The organism is Nitrospirillum amazonense, from assembly GCF_029594735.1.
Classification (GTDB): domain Bacteria; phylum Pseudomonadota; class Alphaproteobacteria; order Azospirillales; family Azospirillaceae; genus Nitrospirillum; species Nitrospirillum amazonense.
The window spans coordinates 2,069,745-2,085,956 of sequence record NZ_JARPAF010000002.1 but is presented as its reverse complement, the minus strand read 5'-3'; the positions used below and the strand labels follow the sequence as shown (position 1 = coordinate 2,085,956).

The following is a 16,212-nucleotide window of genomic DNA, read 5'->3' as shown; positions in this document are numbered from 1 at the left end:
GATGGTGAAGAGCGGATCGGGTTCCCTGTTCGAGGCGGAGGCGCCGCGCCCGCTGGCCGACCGGCTGCGGCCGACCGCGCTGGACCAGGTGGTGGGGCAGGAGCATCTGCTGGGACCCAAGGGGCCCATCGGCCGCATGGTGGCGGCCCACCGCCTCAGCTCCATGGTGCTGTGGGGGCCGCCGGGCTGCGGCAAGACCACCATCGCCCGCCTGCTGGCGCAGGCCACCACCCTGGCGTTCGAGCCCCTGTCCGCTGTCTTCTCCGGCGTGGCCGACTTGCGCAAGGTGTTCGAGGCGGCCAAGCAGCGCCGTCAAGCGGGCCAGGGCACCCTGCTCTTCATTGATGAGATCCACCGCTTCAACCGCTCCCAGCAGGACGGCTTCCTGCCCTATGTTGAGGACGGCACCGTCACGCTGGTGGGCGCCACGACGGAGAACCCGTCGTTCGAGCTGAACGCCGCCTTGCTGTCCCGCGCCCAGGTCTTCGTCCTGAACCGCTTAGGCGAGGAGGCGCTGGAGAAGCTGATCGGCCGGGCGGAGGCGGAGGAGGGCCGCGCCCTGCCGCTGACCGAAGACGCGCGGGCGGCGCTGAAGGCCATGGCCGATGGCGACGGGCGCTATTTCCTGAATTTGGTGGAGGAGATTTACGCCGTGGTGCGTCCGGGGGAGGACCCGCTCGACACCAACGCCCTGACCGTGGCGGTGCAGCGGCGCATGCCCCTCTACGACAAGGCGCAGGAGGGGCACTACAACCTCATCAGCGCCCTGCACAAGTCGCTGCGCGGGTCGGACACCGACGCCGCCCTCTACTGGTATTCCCGCATGCTGGCGGGCGGCGAGGACCCGCGCTACATCGCCCGCCGCCTGGTGCGCTTCGCCAGCGAGGATATCGGCATGGCCGATCCCCAGGCCCTGACCATGGCCCTTGCCGCCTGGGACGCCTATGAGCGCCTGGGCAGCCCGGAGGGGGAACTGGCCATCGCCCAATGCGTCATCTACCTGGGCACGGCGCCCAAATCCAATGCCGCCTACATGGCCATCAAGCAGGCGCAGCGCGCCGCCAAGGAAACGGGCAGCCTGATGCCGCCCATGCACATCCTGAACGCGCCCACCCGTCTGATGAAGGATCTGGGCTACGGCAAGGGCTACAACTACGACCACGACACGGCCGATGGTTTTTCCGGCCAGAATTATTTCCCCGATGGCATGGCGCGGCGGGAGTTCTATCAGCCGGTGGAGCGCGGCTTTGAACGCGAGATCAAGAAGCGCCAGGACTACTGGGCCAAGCTGCGCCAGCGCGCGGCGGAGGGCAAGGAGAGCGGCGAGAGCTGACGCCTGCCCTGATGGGCTATGCCCTTGAAATTATTTGCGGAGAAGGGGGGCTTCCGGCACCTCTATCGCGGAACTCGCGCCGGCATGCCGCGCGCCCCTTCCTATTGAGGATTTCATGGACCGCAGACAGTTCCTGTCGGCCGCCGCCGTTCTGGCCGCCGCGACCACCCCGATGACGCCCTCCCTGGCCGAGGCCGCCCCCGCCGCTCCCCTCAACCCGCCCGGTATTCGCATGGCCGGCATCCGCATGATCCCGGTGGCGGGGGGCAAGTACAAGGTCTGGACCAAGAAGATCGGCAGCGGCGCCGTGAAGGTGCTGCTGCTGCACGGTGGCCCCGGCTTTTCCCACGAATACCTTGAGGCGATGGAGTCCTTCCTGCCCGAGGCCGGGATCGAGATGTATTATTACGACCAGTTGGGGTCGAACAATTCCGACCAGCCGGACGACACCAGCCTGTGGACCCTGCCGCGCTTCGTCGAGGAGGTGGAGGAGGTGCGCCAGGGATTGGGCCTGGACCAGTTCGTGCTCTATGGCCATTCCTGGGGCGGCATCCTGGCCATCGATTACGCGCTGAAATACCAGAAGCACCTGAAGGGCCTGGTCATTTCCAACATGGCGGCCGGCATCCAGGCCTACCTGAAGCGCGTCAATGCCCTGCGCAGCCTGATGAAGCCCGAGTCCCAGAAGCTGATCCGGGAGCTGGAGGCGAAGCAGGCCTATGACGACCCGGCGTACGAGAAGATCATGATGGAGGAGATGTATCCCCAGATGATCTGCCGCCTCGACCCCTGGCCGGAGCCTGTCACCCGCGCCTTCCGCCACGCCAACCTCACCATCTACAACCAGATGCAGGGAAAGAGTGAGCTGGAGGTGACGGGCAACCTGAAGGACTGGGAACGTTGGGATCAGCTATCCCAGATCAAGGTGAAGACCCTGACCATCGGCGCCACCCACGACGAGATGGATCCGGAAGATATGAAGCGCATGGCGACGCTGATGCCCAACGCCCGGTCCGTGACCTGCCCGCAAGGCAGTCACCTGTGCATGTGGGACGACCAGGACTTCTACTTCAAGAACCTGATCCCGTTCCTGAAGAGCGTGTAAGTATAGCTATAGGACCGGGCTATGCCCTGTCCGGCGCCATGGCGCGGGCGTAGTCCTTGGCCGCCTGCACGACGTGGGTGACGGCGCGGGCAATGTCGTCCGGCGGTTCGCCCTCGCGCGCCAAGGCGCTATCATCCATCGGCACGCCGCGCACCAGGGCGCCCAGCCGCATCGTGGCCGCCTCGCAATAGCCGATGCGCCGGGCGTCGGGCGGGCCGGGGATGGTGCGTTCGTCCAGCCAAGCGACGGTGGCGGCCCCCGCCAGGCGGCGCAGCGTTTCCAGAACGGCGCCGGCCTCGTCCAGGTGCGCCTTGCGCCGGCGGCCCTCCAGCACCATGCGCTGGCGCGTCACCTCGGCCGCCGTGCTGGCCAGGCCGGCGGCCCGGCGGGCGGCGTCGATCTCTGCATAGGGCGTCTGGCCCGCCCGCACCACCAGGGTGGCGTAGCGCATGTTGGCCTCCACCGCCGCCGCCAGCTTGTGGGGGAAGCCCTTGGGCTCCCGCTCCGGCCACAGGACCAGGCAGCCGGCCAGGCCGATGACGCTGCCCAGCGTGTTGTTGAAGGCGCGGGCCAGCGCGATGCCTTCGCCATGGGCGTTCAGGCCGGGGTGCAGCAGGTCGGCCACCAGCACGAACAGCGGCGTCAGGAAGGTGACGAACAGGCTGTAGCTGACGGAGCGTAGGGCGATGGTGGCGGCCGCCAGGGGGAAGATGGCCGCCAGCAGCGCGAGGGGCGTGGGCAGGGCCACGGCCAGGAAGGCAGCTGCGGCGCCGCCGATGACGCTGCCCACCACGCGTTCCAGGGTGCGGGGCCAAGTGGTGGCGGCCTGCGGCTGCATCACCACAACCGCCGCCATGGTGGCCCAGTAGGCATAGGCGACGTCGAGATAGGCGGTGACGGCGTAGGTTACCGTCACCACCAGGGCCACGCGCAGGGCATGGCGCGCGATGGGGGAGGAAGGGACCAGGGCCAGGCGCAGGGCCCGGGCGGGCGTCAGGCGGCGGCGCGGCGTCTCGTCCTGTTCGGGCACGGTGGCCAGTGCGCCGTCATCCACCGGCGGCGCCCAGGCGCGGGTCAGGTCGGCCAGGGCCTGGGCGCAGACCTGGGCCACGCGGCCCACCAGATCGTGCGCTGGCCGGGCGACGCGGTCCAGCACCTCCGCCTCATAGGCCACCAGGGCGCGGTCGGGCTCGGACCGCATCACCTGGCGGCTGGTGCGGGTCAGGGCGGCGCGCAGCTGGCGCAGCGGCAAGGTGTCGGCGTCGGTAGGTGTGCCGGTGGCGTGCGGCTCAAGGTCATAGCCCAGCGCGATCAGGCCGGCGAAGATGCGTTCGCCCGCCTCGATGGCGGCCAGCAGGGCGCGGCGGATGTCGCGCCCGTTGCCGCGCCCGGCGGAGAAGCGGCCCACGGCGGCACGCGCCCGCTCGATCGTGTCGCGCACCGCGCGGCGATGCTCGGCAGCATGCGCCTTCCAGCGCGCGTCCTGGGTGGCACCGCTGGCGTGCAGGGCCAGCAGTTCGGCCGTCATGTCACCGAGTTCGGAATAGATGGCGGCGACGGCGCGGCGGGCGGGGGCGTAGGGATGGATGCGCCACAGCACCAGGCACAGGGCCACGGCCCAGCCGCTGCCCAGCAGGAAGACGCCGGACAGGCGCAGGGCGTCCAGGGGCGCCATGGGATAGCCCACCGCCACCACGGCGACGCAGCAGGCCAGCACGCCCACCTGGGTGGCGGCCGGGCCGTAGACGCGGCTGAGGCAGCAGATGAACAGGGCGACGAACAGGGCCGCCGCCGCCCAGCCGTGCCCCAGCGCTGCCACCGCGCTGACGGCCCCCGCCATGGCCGTGCCGATCAGGGCGAATCCGCCCATGGCCCGCAGCCGTACGCCGAAAGGCCCGCCGGGGTCGGCCAGGCAGGCCCAGAAGGCGGCAAAGGCCGCCCACGACAGGATGGGCTGGTCCAGGTACAGCGCCAGCGTGACCATCAGCGCCACCGCCGTGGCGGCGCGCAGACCCTCGGTGATGCCGATCTGCTCCGGCGTCAGCGCGAACGACCGCGCCTGCAGCCAGCGCGCGAGCCGGGCCAGCGGGGAGGAGCGGTCGGTGGGCACCGTGTGGGCGTGGGACATGGAAACTCAAGTAGGCGAACGGGTGACCAGGGCAACGGTACCTCAAACTCGTTCGCAGATGCAGCATTGGTGTGTGCAATGTGGCATTGCTGCCGGGGCGACTGGCGCTTCCTGGCTGAAGGTGCCACGGGGTGGCCCCTGAGCCGGCACCTCAGCGCGCGGCCACCCTCTCCTCCAGCGCCGCCTTTACCGCCGCCACCGGCGCCGTCCAATCGCCCAGGCGCGTCTGCCGGAACAGACGCAGGGATGGGTACCAGGGGCTGGTGTCGCCCCTGTCGTGCCAGCGCCAGTCGGTGGTGGGGGACAGCAGCAGGGAAGCGGGGATGTCCAGCGCGCCCGCAAGGTGGATGCAGGCGCTGTCCGACCCGATGACCAGGTCCAGCCCGGCCACCAGGGCGGCGGTGTCGGCCCAGTCGCGGATGGAGGCGGCGGCGTCGCGGATGCGGCCAGGGGGGATGGCCGGATCGGTCAGGGCGGCCTTGGCCGGGCCCATCTGCAGGCTGACGAACTCCACACCCGGCACGTCCAGCAGCGGCAGCAAGGGGGCGAGGCCGGGCGAGCGCCAGTGGTCGTCGGGGAAGTCTGGATTGCCCTGCCAGAACAGGCCGACGCGCAGGCCCCGCTTGGGACCCAGCATCTGCGTCCAGCGCAGCTTGCGGCCGGGGTCGGCTTTAAGGTAGGGGCCGGTCCAGGGCACGGCGGCAGGGTCGGGGCAGAAGCGGCCGGGCAGGTCCATCATGGGCACCTGTCCATCCCAGGGCAGGGGGGCCGCAGAGCCCACACCCGGCGCCGGCGTCTGCGCGTCCACCACCACGGCGCCATAGCCCTGGGCCGCCACCAGCGGGGCCAGGCCGGCCGGCACCTCGATGGTCAGGCGGGCGCCGGCCGCGGTCAATTGGGGCAGGAAGCGCAGGCACATCAGCGTGTCGCCCACCCCCTGCTCATGCCAAACCAGCAGGCGCAAGCCGGCCGGGGTGCCCATGGATACGCCGGTCGACCAGGCCGGCAGGCCCTGGTGCCGGGGCGGCTTGGCGGCGGAGGGCCAGCGCCAGCGATAGTGCGCGAAGCCCTCGCGGTAGCGGCCCAGGCGCAACAGGCATAGGGCCACGCCGAAATTGGCCACCGGATCCTGCGGCGCCAGGGTGGCCGCCACCTGGAAGGCGGCCAGCGCCTCCTCCGACCGGCCCAGCAGGCGCAGCAGGACGCCCAGGTCGCGGTGGGGCAGCAGAGCGTCCGGCCGGCGGCGCGCCGCCTCCGCCAGATGGGCCTCCGCTTCCTCGAAGCGGAACAGGCTGGTCAGGGTGTTGGCCAGGGCGCAGCGGGGCAGGGGGGCGTCGGGGGCGGCGCTCACGGCGCGGGACAATAGGCTGACGGCCTCCGCCGCGTCGCCGGCCCGCCGTTTCAGTTCCCCCAGATTGTTCAGGGCCAGGATGTTGAAGGGATCGCGCGCCAGGACGTGGCGGTACCAGGTCTCCGCCTCGCTCCCCCGGCCCAGCCGCTCGCACAGGCGCGCCAGTTCCGTCACCGTGGGCAGGTCGTCGGGTGTCCGTTCCACGCAGGCGCGCAGGGCGTCGGCGGCGGCCGACAGCCGCTCCAGCCGGGCCAGCAGGCGGGCCATGTTGCGCAGGGCGTCGGCATGGCTGGGGTTCAGGCGCAGGGCTTGAGTGTAGGCGGTCAGCGCCTCATCCGTGCGGCCCAGCGTGTCCAGCACCTGGGCGTGGTTGGCATGGAAGTCGGCCACGCCGGGCCGCAGCGCGATGGCCCGGGCGATCAGGGGCTCCGCCTCCGCCGCGCGTCCTGCCTGGGCGGTGGCGACCCCCAGCAGGTGGAGGGCGTCCGGCTGCTCCGGCTCCTGCGCCAGCAACGAGGAATAGAGCGCGCCGGCATCCGCCAGGCGGCCCGCCCGGTGATGCTCCAGCGCCACCGCCAGGACCTCCCCGACGGTGCGCATACTCCGGGTCCTGGGTGCCTCGGGTGCCATACCCTAGTGATATCTCCTAGGGCGCGGGCACGCTAGCGGCGGAGGTCACATCCCTTTGGTTACATTCGGTCCGGTCTGGGCTTCTGCGGGCGTGTCCTCGGCCATCGCCCGGTGGCGCGGGCGGAACCAGCGCATAAGGCGGGGCCATAGACCCTCTGGTGGGCCGGTTTCTTCCTGAGGGGCTTCCGCCTCCGGTCCGTCTTCCACCGCCCCCTGGCCGACCGTCGTCTCCGCCGGTGGGACCACCTGCTGCCGCATCTCCGCGAAGTCGGCGACCGCCTGGCCCTGCAGCATGCGGATGCCCGCGTCCAGTGCGTGATGGACCAGGGCCAGGCTATCGCAGTGGGTCAGGATGCAGCGGTCGGCGCCCAAGGTGCGGACCAGCTGGCGCAAGGTGGCGCCGCTCGGCACCGTGTGCGGCCGCAAGGCGGCCGGCGCCTCTCCACTTGTGGCGGAAACTGCCGGCATCAGCCGCAACAGCACATCCTTGGGCAACGTGGCCTCGGCCGCCCGGTCCACCGGGATGTGATCCAACACCATCAGGCATTGACGGCGCCGGCCAACGGCCAAGGCCTCTTCCACTGCGTCGGGGGCCACCAGCCACTCGGCATACGGAAGCTCGATCGCCAAGCGGGCATGCCAATGGGCCGGCAGTTCATCCAGCAGGGCCGCGAAGCTCCCCTGACGCACGCTGCCGGCGTGAAGCTTGATGGCGATGGGCAATCGCGGCGACATTTCGTCATGCAGCAGATGGTGCAGCATGCGCCGGTCCAGGATTTCGGTCACGCGGGCGTGCATCCAAGGGGCGCCGATGATGGTGACGTTGAACAGCCGCTCCAGCGCGGTCAGGTCCACCGTCTGTTCCAGCATGATCGGCTCCAGAGAGATGCCGTCGTCACCAACCCTGTAAACGGGTTGGCGGCGGATCAGGGATGACAGGTCCGCCCCGTGCAGTCCGCGTTCGATGCGCAGCAGGGCGACCACATCATCCGTGGCGGGTGACGGCGGGGCCAGGGATTTGTCGCCCATCAGGATGCGCAGGCAGGCGATCAGAGGCTTGGCCTCACCGGGCAGATCAAACCAATGGACGTCGACCTTCCCCTGGTGCGCATCGGCGAACACGGTGCAGACACGGTCGGTCGCGGCCAGCAATGTCTCGCCGCTGTCCGCATCGCCGATAAGAAGCCAGCCATACGAGCCTATGCCATAAGTATTAATCCCAACGGTATGATCATTGGCTGCTGCGACCGCCTTTAATTCCGCATCAACAATTCTGTGGATGACTGGTTCATAGGCATCCACAACCCCCGACAGATCAAGCAATGCTGCCCGGCATTCCTGCTTATTCTGTATAATACTGGCGACATGCGCCAGTACGTCCGGCGTATTTGTGGCCATGATATGTTTCCTTACGGCTAATATGGCCATTTGCGCCTCATTTCGGCGCTATGGTTATTGTACATCCGCTTACAGATCTGTTGTGATGATTTGAATCAATTGGATTTTTGCAGTCTGCGCTACATTTGAAGGCGCGATGCGGTGAGTGTTAATTGCCGGTCGCAATATCAACTCTTGCCCGGGTGCCGACGATCGACGCCATGCCGGCGCCTTTCCGTGACGCGCCGTCTGTGACTGGAACACAATGACTGATCTCTGGCACCCCGAAGGAGCACGTCCTGAGCTGGGGAAGACCGGTACGGCATCCGCGCCGATGCCCAAACGGCCGAACCCAGCCAAGTTCACCACGCTGCCGCCCCCGGCGGAGGAGTCGGAGGAATGGGTCATCAGTTACATGGACATGGTCACGCTGCTGATGGTCGTCTTCCTGGGCATGGTGGCGATCCTGGGCATGAAGGGACGGCTGGCCGCCAAGCCGGTGGATGCCGGCACAGTCGCGGCCCGGCACGACGACTCAGCCCCGGAGGAAGTTTCCAACCCCCGGGGTGAGGCATTTTCCGACGAACGACAGCCGGCCGCCTCGGCGCCCGCGGACGGCATGTCCGGCGGAGGGGCCACCCTGACACCGGCGGCCCAGGCCTTGCTGACTCAGTTGGAGGCGGCGGGGAAACCGGCCGACCTTGACGTCATCCTGTCGGATCGCAAGCTGACGATCGCCATCAAGGACCGTATCCTGTTCGCCTCCGGCAAGGCAGACTTGGCGCCGCCCGGCCGGCAGCTGCTGGCGAATGTGGCCCGTAGCCTGCGCGTGCTGACGGGCGTCATCGCGGTCGAAGGCCATACCGATGATGTCGCGATCGCCACGGCCCGCTTTCCCACCAACTGGGAACTCTCCTCCGCCCGCGCCAGCGCCGTGGTGCGGGAACTGATCGCCAACGGGGTGGAGCCTGGACGCCTGCGGGCGGTGGGCTACGCCGACACCAGGCCCCTGGACGTGCACGACCGGGCGGCGAACCGGCGGGTGACCATCGTGGTCGAGCGTTGAGGGCTGCGCTCGGGACCAGGTATCGCTACCCTGCACGACGCCCTGCACTCATCCCCACGGAAGGCCCCCCATGTCCCATGAAGAAGACCTGCGCCGCATCGCCTTGCAGGAACAGCGGCTGGTGTTCGAGCGCTTTGGACAGGAGGAGGCCTGGGCCCTGGGCGTGTGGTTGCGGCAGGCCGGGCTGGAGCGTGGCGGGGTGCTGGTGGTGGATGTGTCGCTGCACCGCCAGCAGCTGCTGCGCCTGGCGGTGGGACCGGCCACGCCGGACCATGACGACTGGGTTCGCCGCAAGCGGGCCACCGCGCTGCACTTCGCCCGCAGCTCCTACGCCATCGGCCTGGGCCTGGCGCAGCAGGGTACGAATTTGGAGATCAAGAGCGGCTTGCCGCATCGCGACTACGCCAGCCACGGCGGTGCCGTACCCCTAGTGGTGGCGGGCGCCGGCTGCATCGGCGCGCTGACCGTTTCCGGCCTGCCGCAGCGTGAGGATCACACGCTGGCCATGGCGGCCCTGGCCCACGTGCAGGGCCGCGACATCAGCGACATCGCGCTGGACTGACCCACAATCCAAGCGGCGGCGCACGTCGCGCCGCCGTAGGCCGCGACCGCGGTCGCCGGACATTTCCGGGGAGCGATAGTGGACTGGAAATCGAGGACCAGCCAAGCCGACGGATGTCGGCGCCCGGCGTTTGAGGGAATTTTACCGGTCTAAGGTGATCGGCCCGTCGCGGGTGGTCCCGGTGTTGGACTCGGGCGCCTTGGTCAGGGTGTCGCCCCGGCTGCGCTTTTCCTCGTGCTTGCCGTAGATCTTGTCCAGGCGCTCAAACTCCGCCTTGTGGAAGGCCTCGACCTCCTCACGGTTGCCGAACTGGGGGGCGGTGATGATGATGTCGTCGATGGGGCCGTCGGTGCGGGGCGGTTCGACCGCGTCGGGATCCTTGGCCGGGGCGGGCGGGGCAGCCACCTTGACCACCGAGGTGGGCAGGCCGTTCTTGTCCAGGCCGGGCTTGGGCGCGTCGGTCTGCGGCGCTGGCGCGGCGGTAGGCTGCTGGGCCTGGGCCAGGGCGGCGGGGGCGGCGAGGACCGTCAGGGCGAGCGCCGCCGTGCCCAGAAGGGCGGGCAGCGGACGGGCGGAAAGAAGCCAGTTACGGGCGAACACGGGAAAAACTCCGCAGCGACGGTCATATAGCTTACCACGTGAGACCGTCCTGCCAACTGTTGCCTGCCCAACGACCGTGCGCGCGTCCGTTGCAGACAGGGCAGGGGTGGGGTGGTTGAAAAGCGGCCATCCGCCGCCTCGCGGTACCGCGACGGGCGAAGGGTGGCAAACGCCAAGGGCTAAGGCCAAGGGTTAAGGAGAGGCTGGTGCCGGTCTTTGATGAGTATATCGGTATCGACTGGACGGGGGCCCTGCCCGCCCGGGGTATCGCCATCGCCCGCGTCCGGCCGGATGAGGCCGCGGTTCACCTGGTGCCACCGCCCGGCCGGTACTGGAGCCGCCGCGAGGCCATGGACTGGGTGGCCGAGCGCCTGGCGGACCATCACCGCGCCGGCGCCCGCGCCTTGGTGGGCATCGACTGCGGCTTTTCCCTGCCCTATGTGCCGGACGTAGGCTACCTGGATGGCCGCGCCGCCGGGGTGGACGACATGATGGGCCTGTGGGCCCTGGTGGATGAGGCCGCCGGCGACGGCATCGGCGCCGATGATTTTTGCGGCACCCCGGCGCTGGCCGACCCGCGCCTGGGCCCCAGCTTCTGGCTGGCGGGACGGCGGCCGGCCCACTGGACCGACGCGGAAGGCGGGGGCAAGCGCCGCAGGGTGGAACTGGTGGCCGCCCGTACGGGCGTGGGCACCCCCGTTTCCGTCTTCAACCTGGCGGCGGCGTCCAAGCAGGTGGGCAAGGCCTCGCTGGCCGGCATGCGGTCGCTGCGCCATCTAAAGCGGCGCCTGGGCGATGCGCTGGCGGTGTGGCCGGCGGAAGCGCTGACGGGGCCGGAGGGTGCCGCCCGGTCGGCGGTCACGGAGATCTATCCCACCCTGTTCCGGCGCCGCGCGCACGGCCTGGCCAAGATTCGCGACTGGGCGGATATGGCAGCGGCCCTGGCAAAGGTTGGCTGCCATGCGGGGGCGGAGGTGCCGGCGGTCTTTGATGACCACGCGGGGGATGCCATGATCGCCGCCGCCGGCATGATGCGCTGGGCGCCTTTGGACGATGTCTGGACGCCCAAGGGGCTGGACACCGGCACGGCGCGGCGCGAAGGATGGATTTTTGGCGTCACCGGCGATATGTCGGGTGGCGACATCGCCATTGGCGGGGCCGCCGCCTTCGGGGGTCGGGGATGAACCAGGTTATCGTCGTCGCCGTGGGCGGCGCCTTGGGCTCGGTGCTGCGCTATCTGTCGCAGGTGTGGCTGGGGCGCTGGCTGGGGCTGGATTTCCCCTGGGGCACGCTGTTCGTGAACGTTGCGGGCTCCGTGCTCATGGGTGTGCTGGCGGAGGCTGCGGGCCGGGTGTGGCATCCCTCGCCGGAGCTGCGCGCCTTCCTGGCGGTGGGCGTATTGGGCGGGTTCACCACCTTCTCCTCCTTCTCGCTGGACATCGGCACGCTGGTGTCGCGAGGGGATTGGCCGGTGACGATGCTGTATTTCATGGCGACGCTGGTGGTCGGCGTCGGCGGTCTTTTTGTGGGCATGGCCCTGGTACGTGCGGTGATGTCATGAGTGATGAGGGTGGCCGTAAGGTCGAGACGCGGACCGTGACCGCCGACGAGGCGGAGATGCGTCTGGACCGCTGGTTCAAGCGGCATTTCCCGGCGCTGAGCCATATCCAGCTGGAAAAGCTGCTGCGCACCGGCCAGGTGCGGGTGGACGGCGGCCGCGTCAAGGGCGCCACGCGCCTGGAGGCTGGGCAGTCCGTGCGCATTCCCCCCATGCCCGACCTGGCGCCCCTGGCGCCGGGCGCCGTGACGCGCAAGGAACGGCCGGTCTTGTCGGACAAGGAAGTGAAGGCCCTGCGCGACGCGGTGCTGTACCGCGACGGCGACGTCATCGTGCTGAACAAGCCCGCCGGCCTGGCGGTGCAGGGCGGTACCGGCCAGAACAAGCATTTGGACGCCATGCTGGACGTGCTGACCTTCGACGGGAAGGAGCGGCCCAAGCTGGTCCACCGCCTGGACAAGGATACCAGCGGCTGTCTGGTGCTGGCCCGCACCAGCTTCGCCGCCACCCGCCTGGCCGGCTACTTCCGAGGCAAGGAGGCGCGCAAGTACTACTGGGCCGTCACCGTGGGTGTGCCCAAGCAGTACCAGGGCAAGATCGACGCCGCTCTGGCCAAGGAAGCGGGCACGCGCGGCGAGCGCATGGCGGTGGACGAGGATGAGGGCGCGCGCGCCGTCACCCTGTACCAGGTGATCGAGAACGCGCACCGGCAGGCCGCCTTCGTCGCCCTATGGCCGTTGACTGGCCGCACGCATCAGCTGCGCGCCCACATGGTGGCCATCGGCACACCCATCCTGGGCGATGGCAAGTACGCGGGGCAGGAGGCCTTCCTGCCTGGCGGTGCCGAACTGCCGCGCCAGTTGCACCTGCACGCCCGTCGCATCGTCATCCCCAACCCGCGCGGCGGCAAGCCCATCGACGTGACGGCCAACCTGCCGCCGCACATGGCCAAGACCTGGGAATATTTCGGCTTCGATATGAAGGACGGCGATCCTTTCGCCAGCTACGTCTGACCTCATGTCCGCCTTCAATCGCCTGGCCCTGTTCGATTGTGACGGCACACTGGTGGACAGCCAGCACGCCATCATCGCCGCCATGGCCGCGGGCTTCGCCAGCCAGGGCTTGACGCCGCCGACCGACGAGGCCGTGCGGCGCCAGGTTGGCCTGTCGCTGGAGGTTGCCGTGCTGGGCCTGCTGCCCGAAGGGGTGGGGGCGGGTGCCGTGGCCGGCATCGTCGCGGCGTACAAGGACGCGTTCTTTGCGAACCGGGCCAAGGGCATCGCGGAAGAACCGCTTTACCCGGGCCTGGTGGCCGCGCTGGACGCGCTGGAGGCGGCGGGTTTCCTGTTGGGCATCGCCACTGGCAAGTCGCACCGGGGCCTGGTCGCCACGTTGAACCATCACGGCCTGGGCGGGCGTTTCATCACCCTGCAGACGGCCGACCGCGCCCAGGGCAAGCCCTCGCCGGACATGGCCCTGCGCGCGATGGCGGAGGCGGGGGCCGGCCCGGCCACCACCGTGGTCATCGGCGACACCAGTTACGATATGCAGATGGCGCGTAATGCCGGGACCGCCGCCTTGGGCGTGGCCTGGGGCTATCACGCGCCGCAGAGCTTGCTGGCGGCTGGTGCCGCCCGCGTCTGCCATGATTATGCCGAGGTGCCGGCGGCGGTGGCCGCCCTGGTGGTGGCCTGAAATGTCGGGCGTGAGATTGGGAACGATCTGATGAAGCGGATTTACAAGGCGGTGGCCGTGGTGCCCGGCCCGCATGGTGGCTGGCAGGTTCAGCTGGACGCCCGTATCCTGAAGTCGCCGGCCAAGGCCGACCTGGTGTTGCCGACCGAGGCGCTGGCCCGGGCGGTGGCGGCGGAGTGGGACGCCCAGGGCGACACCGTCGTGCCGGAGTCCATGCCCATGATGCAGCTGGCGTCCACCTGCGTCGACCGGGTGGGGCCGCAGCGCGCCACCATCCTGGACGGGGCGGCCGCCTATGGCGGCACCGACCTGCTGTGCTACCGCGCCGCCGAGCCGGCGAAGCTGGCCGAACGGCAAGCGCGCGCCTGGCAGCCGCTGCTGGACTGGGCGGCGTTGCGCTATGACGCCCTGCTGCAGACCACCACCGGCATCATGCACCGCGCCCAGGACCCGGTAGCCTTGAACGCGCTGAAGCGCGCGCTGGAGGCGCTGGACGACTGGCAGCTGACCGGCGTGCAGAACGCCGTGGCGCTGACCGGATCGCTGGTGCTGGGCCTGGCCCTGTTCGAGGGCCGCATCGACGCCGACCAGGCCTTCGACTTGGCCGAACTCGACGAGTCGTTCCAAATCGAGCAGTGGGGTGAGGATGATGAGGCCAGGGCCCGGCGTACGTCGCTAAAGGCCGACCTCGCTGCCAGTTTACGTTACCTGGAGTTCCTGAAGGCCTGAGCCGACGGCCCTCAGAAAACATTGGAACTGGGCGCGCGGAGCCCCCTTATATGCAGTGCAACAACCGTTTTGCCCCGCATATCCCCCGCCCATCAAGGATCCGTTCCCCCATGACCTTCGACCAGCTTGAAGCCAAGATGCGCGCCTCGCTTTCCCAGTTCACCGGCTTGGGCGCAAAGGTGAAGTTCGACTTCGGCACCGACGGGGCCCTGTTCCTGGATGCGACCAAGGTGCCCACCGTGTCGCGCGATCCGGTGGACGTGAACACCACCCTGAAGATCTCGCTGGCCGACTTCGTGAAGCTGAGCGAAGGCAAGCTCAGCCCCACCCTGGCCTTCACCTTTGGCAAGCTGAAGGTCCAGGGCGACATGGGCGTGGCCTTGAAGCTGGCCGGCATGCTGGACGATTGAGTGCTTTCACCTTCGGGTGGCGCCAGGGGTATGGGCACCCCATTCCCCTGGCGCCGTGTCCGGGATGTTTTGCCCTGGATCAGGCCGGCTTGATCGCCTGGGCGAAGGTGAACAGCGAACCGGGGTCGACTTCCGCCTTCACCTTCTGCAGGTCCCGGTAGTTTTCCGCGTAATAGGCGCTCTGCCAATCCTTCAGCGCCGGGTCCGGGAAGTTCTGGTACGCGCCCCCCGACGGGGTGAGGCGGCGCACCTTGTCATAGAATTGCTGCTGCCAGACCAGGTTGTCCGACACCAGGCTGGGCGGATCGCGCAGCTCCCACCAGTTGACCTCGCTGGAGAACAGCCAGTCGAAACCGCGGTGGACGAAGGCCGTGTCGGTGGGCTTCAGCTTATTCACTTCCCCGCCCACCTGGAAGAACTTGAAGGAAGACGGCAGGCTGGTGCCGGGCATGGCCCGGGCCTTGGCGATCATATCCGCCACCGCCTTTTCTGTCAGGTTCTCCGTTTTCAGGAAGACGGACTGCTCCCGGTAAAAATAGGGCAAGGCCTCTTCCGCCAAAATGTCCTGCGCCTCCCAGTAGGGCATGTCGATTTCAATCGTGCGCTTCGGATCCGCCTGTTCCAGCAGGGTGCCGAACAGTTCCTTCAAGGGGGGCGTGCCCTGGTGAGCCTGCCCCATGACGGAGATGACGATATCGTCCCCCTGGGCCCGCTGCTGCGGCGTCGGGGGCGTCACGGAGATCTTGCAGCCAAAGCCGGGAGGCGCCTCTTGCAGGCGGTGCAGCAGGTCGTACAACACCCGTTCCTGGTTTTTACTCCAGGTCAGGATGAACACCGTGACGGTGCTGACCGGGAAGGTCTGGAGGGTGAAGCTGGTGTTAACGCCGAAATTGCCGCCGCCACCGCCCTGGCAGGCCCACAACAGCTTGGCGTGCTCGGTGGCGCTGGCCGTCACCTTCTCGCCACTGGCCAGCATCAGGTCCGTGGAGCGCAGCAGATCCGACCCGATGCCGTAGAGCCGCATGTTGAAGCCGATGCCGCCGCCCAGCAGGAAACCGGCGGCGCCCACGCCTTCACACCGGCCGTGGGTGATGGTGCGGCCCATGCGCTCCAGCGCCCGGTAGACCGCCACGTTGATGGCGCCGCCGCCAATGATGACGCGGTCGCCGTCCGCCTTGATCTTGGCCATGGGCGACATGTCGATCAGCAGACCGGAGGTGGTGGAAAAGCCTGCGTAGTTGTGACCACCGGACCGCACGGCGAAGGGCGTGTTGGTGTTATGTGCCCATTTCAAACAGGCACTCACGTCCGCGTCGGTCACGCAGCGGGCGATGGCCGCCGGACGCTGGGAATAGGACAGGTTGTTAACCTGGGAGTAGTTGCCGAAATAAGCGTCATTGGGCAAGACTAGGTCGCCTGTCATGGCCCGCGCCAGGTCGGACCAAGCCCCCTTGCTGACCACACGGGGCAGGGGATGCAATTCTATGCCGGGGTCTGCCAGCAACTGCTGCGCTTTGGCTGGCAGACTGGTTCCCACCGCCAGGGCGCCCAGCCCTTTTAGCAGGGACCGCCGTGCCGTCGCCGTTTCGAATGCACCCATTGTGAATCGCTCCCCTTAATCGCGTGTTGCTCGGGATTGTTTCCACTACTGGGGCGCCGTGACAAGAA

Annotated in this window: 15 protein-coding genes; 10 read left to right on the top strand and 5 right to left on the bottom strand. The window is 68.7% G+C overall.

The window, feature by feature from the left end:
• Position 1: 1 nt before the first annotated feature.
• Positions 2-1,333 carry a replication-associated recombination protein A gene (locus P5F91_RS15510; RefSeq protein ID WP_277907563.1) on the top strand — a complete coding sequence of 444 codons (1,332 nt, stop codon included), beginning with the start codon at positions 2-4 and terminating at the stop codon, positions 1,331-1,333.
• A gap of 115 nt (positions 1,334-1,448) precedes the next feature.
• Positions 1,449-2,438, top strand: coding sequence for a proline iminopeptidase-family hydrolase (locus P5F91_RS15505; protein ID WP_145609119.1), 990 nt, complete (start codon positions 1,449-1,451; stop codon positions 2,436-2,438).
• 19 nt (positions 2,439-2,457) lie between these two features.
• Here the strand turns inward: P5F91_RS15505 and P5F91_RS15500 are convergent, their stop codons facing one another.
• The 3 genes from P5F91_RS15500 to P5F91_RS15490 form a co-directional block, all read right to left on the bottom strand.
• Complete coding sequence (locus P5F91_RS15500) at positions 2,458-4,566, bottom strand: FUSC family protein (RefSeq protein ID WP_145609120.1); 2,109 nt, start codon at positions 4,564-4,566, stop codon at positions 2,458-2,460.
• Positions 4,567-4,717: 151 nt separating this feature from the next.
• A complete protein-coding gene (locus P5F91_RS15495; RefSeq protein WP_277907562.1) occupies positions 4,718-6,517 on the bottom strand; it encodes a tetratricopeptide repeat protein in 1,800 nt (599 codons plus the stop codon).
• Between the two features lie 75 nt (positions 6,518-6,592).
• A complete protein-coding gene (locus P5F91_RS15490) occupies positions 6,593-7,975 on the bottom strand; it encodes a hypothetical protein (RefSeq protein WP_277907561.1) in 1,383 nt (460 codons plus the stop codon).
• Positions 7,976-8,258: 283 nt separating this feature from the next.
• Here P5F91_RS15490 and P5F91_RS15485 point away from each other — a divergent pair, with 283 nt between their 5' ends.
• On the top strand, positions 8,259-8,990 hold the full coding sequence (locus P5F91_RS15485; protein ID WP_277907560.1) for an OmpA/MotB family protein: 732 nt from the start codon (positions 8,259-8,261) through the stop codon (positions 8,988-8,990).
• A gap of 70 nt (positions 8,991-9,060) precedes the next feature.
• On the top strand, positions 9,061-9,552 hold the full coding sequence (locus tag P5F91_RS15480) for a heme-degrading domain-containing protein (RefSeq protein WP_145609126.1): 492 nt from the start codon (positions 9,061-9,063) through the stop codon (positions 9,550-9,552).
• 141 nt (positions 9,553-9,693) lie between these two features.
• On the opposite strand, the gene P5F91_RS15475 is transcribed toward P5F91_RS15480, so the two are convergent.
• A complete protein-coding gene (locus P5F91_RS15475) occupies positions 9,694-10,152 on the bottom strand; it encodes a hypothetical protein (RefSeq protein WP_145609127.1) in 459 nt (152 codons plus the stop codon).
• Between the two features lie 206 nt (positions 10,153-10,358).
• On the opposite strand from P5F91_RS15475, the gene P5F91_RS15470 reads away from it, so the two are divergent.
• From P5F91_RS15470 to P5F91_RS15445, 6 genes are all read left to right on the top strand, one after another.
• Complete coding sequence (locus P5F91_RS15470) at positions 10,359-11,336, top strand: hypothetical protein (protein ID WP_145609128.1); 978 nt, start codon at positions 10,359-10,361, stop codon at positions 11,334-11,336.
• Positions 11,333-11,713, top strand: a complete 381-nt coding sequence (gene crcB / locus P5F91_RS15465; protein ID WP_145609129.1) for a fluoride efflux transporter CrcB — start codon at positions 11,333-11,335, stop codon at positions 11,711-11,713. The genes P5F91_RS15470 and crcB overlap by 4 nt, the downstream gene beginning before the upstream one ends.
• Positions 11,710-12,723 (top strand): RluA family pseudouridine synthase, encoded by a 1,014-nt coding sequence (locus P5F91_RS15460; RefSeq protein ID WP_145609130.1) that lies wholly within the window; start codon positions 11,710-11,712, stop codon positions 12,721-12,723. Before crcB ends, P5F91_RS15460 begins: the two co-directional genes overlap by 4 nt.
• Before the next feature lie 4 nt (positions 12,724-12,727).
• The gene (locus P5F91_RS15455) at positions 12,728-13,405 is read left to right on the top strand and encodes an HAD-IA family hydrolase (RefSeq protein WP_145609131.1); all 678 of its coding nucleotides are present in this window, start codon (positions 12,728-12,730) and stop codon (positions 13,403-13,405) included.
• Between the two features lie 30 nt (positions 13,406-13,435).
• Positions 13,436-14,134 carry an ATP12 family chaperone protein gene (locus P5F91_RS15450; protein ID WP_145609132.1) on the top strand — a complete coding sequence of 233 codons (699 nt, stop codon included), beginning with the start codon at positions 13,436-13,438 and terminating at the stop codon, positions 14,132-14,134.
• Positions 14,135-14,244: 110 nt separating this feature from the next.
• Positions 14,245-14,544 (top strand): SCP2 sterol-binding domain-containing protein, encoded by a 300-nt coding sequence (locus P5F91_RS15445; RefSeq protein WP_088871739.1) that lies wholly within the window; start codon positions 14,245-14,247, stop codon positions 14,542-14,544.
• 79 nt (positions 14,545-14,623) lie between these two features.
• Here P5F91_RS15445 and P5F91_RS15440 read toward each other — a convergent pair whose 3' ends face one another.
• On the bottom strand, positions 14,624-16,144 hold the full coding sequence (locus P5F91_RS15440) for an FAD-binding oxidoreductase (protein ID WP_277907559.1): 1,521 nt from the start codon (positions 16,142-16,144) through the stop codon (positions 14,624-14,626).
• Between the last annotated feature and the right edge of the window lie 68 nt (positions 16,145-16,212).

What these genes read in the sequence shown, in the direction of transcription:
- P5F91_RS15485 (WP_277907560.1), top strand. Translation starts at nt 8,259, where the DNA reads ATGCCCAAACGGCCGAACCCAGCCAAGTTCACCACGCTGCCGCCCCCG.
- P5F91_RS15450 (WP_145609132.1), top strand. Translation starts at nt 13,436, where the DNA reads ATGAAGCGGATTTACAAGGCGGTGGCCGTGGTGCCCGGCCCGCATGGT.
- P5F91_RS15445 (WP_088871739.1), top strand. Translation starts at nt 14,245, where the DNA reads ATGACCTTCGACCAGCTTGAAGCCAAGATGCGCGCCTCGCTTTCCCAG.
- P5F91_RS15495 (WP_277907562.1), bottom strand. Translation starts at nt 6,517, where the DNA reads ATGCGCACCGTCGGGGAGGTCCTGGCGGTGGCGCTGGAGCATCACCGG.
- crcB (WP_145609129.1), top strand. Translation starts at nt 11,333, where the DNA reads ATGAACCAGGTTATCGTCGTCGCCGTGGGCGGCGCCTTGGGCTCGGTG.
- P5F91_RS15510 (WP_277907563.1), top strand. Translation starts at nt 2, where the DNA reads ATGGTGAAGAGCGGATCGGGTTCCCTGTTCGAGGCGGAGGCGCCGCGC.
- P5F91_RS15480 (WP_145609126.1), top strand. Translation starts at nt 9,061, where the DNA reads ATGTCCCATGAAGAAGACCTGCGCCGCATCGCCTTGCAGGAACAGCGG.
- P5F91_RS15505 (WP_145609119.1), top strand. Translation starts at nt 1,449, where the DNA reads ATGGACCGCAGACAGTTCCTGTCGGCCGCCGCCGTTCTGGCCGCCGCG.
- P5F91_RS15455 (WP_145609131.1), top strand. Translation starts at nt 12,728, where the DNA reads ATGTCCGCCTTCAATCGCCTGGCCCTGTTCGATTGTGACGGCACACTG.
- P5F91_RS15460 (WP_145609130.1), top strand. Translation starts at nt 11,710, where the DNA reads ATGAGTGATGAGGGTGGCCGTAAGGTCGAGACGCGGACCGTGACCGCC.
- P5F91_RS15440 (WP_277907559.1), bottom strand. Translation starts at nt 16,144, where the DNA reads ATGGGTGCATTCGAAACGGCGACGGCACGGCGGTCCCTGCTAAAAGGG.
- P5F91_RS15500 (WP_145609120.1), bottom strand. Translation starts at nt 4,566, where the DNA reads ATGTCCCACGCCCACACGGTGCCCACCGACCGCTCCTCCCCGCTGGCC.
- P5F91_RS15490 (WP_277907561.1), bottom strand. Translation starts at nt 7,975, where the DNA reads ATGGCCATATTAGCCGTAAGGAAACATATCATGGCCACAAATACGCCG.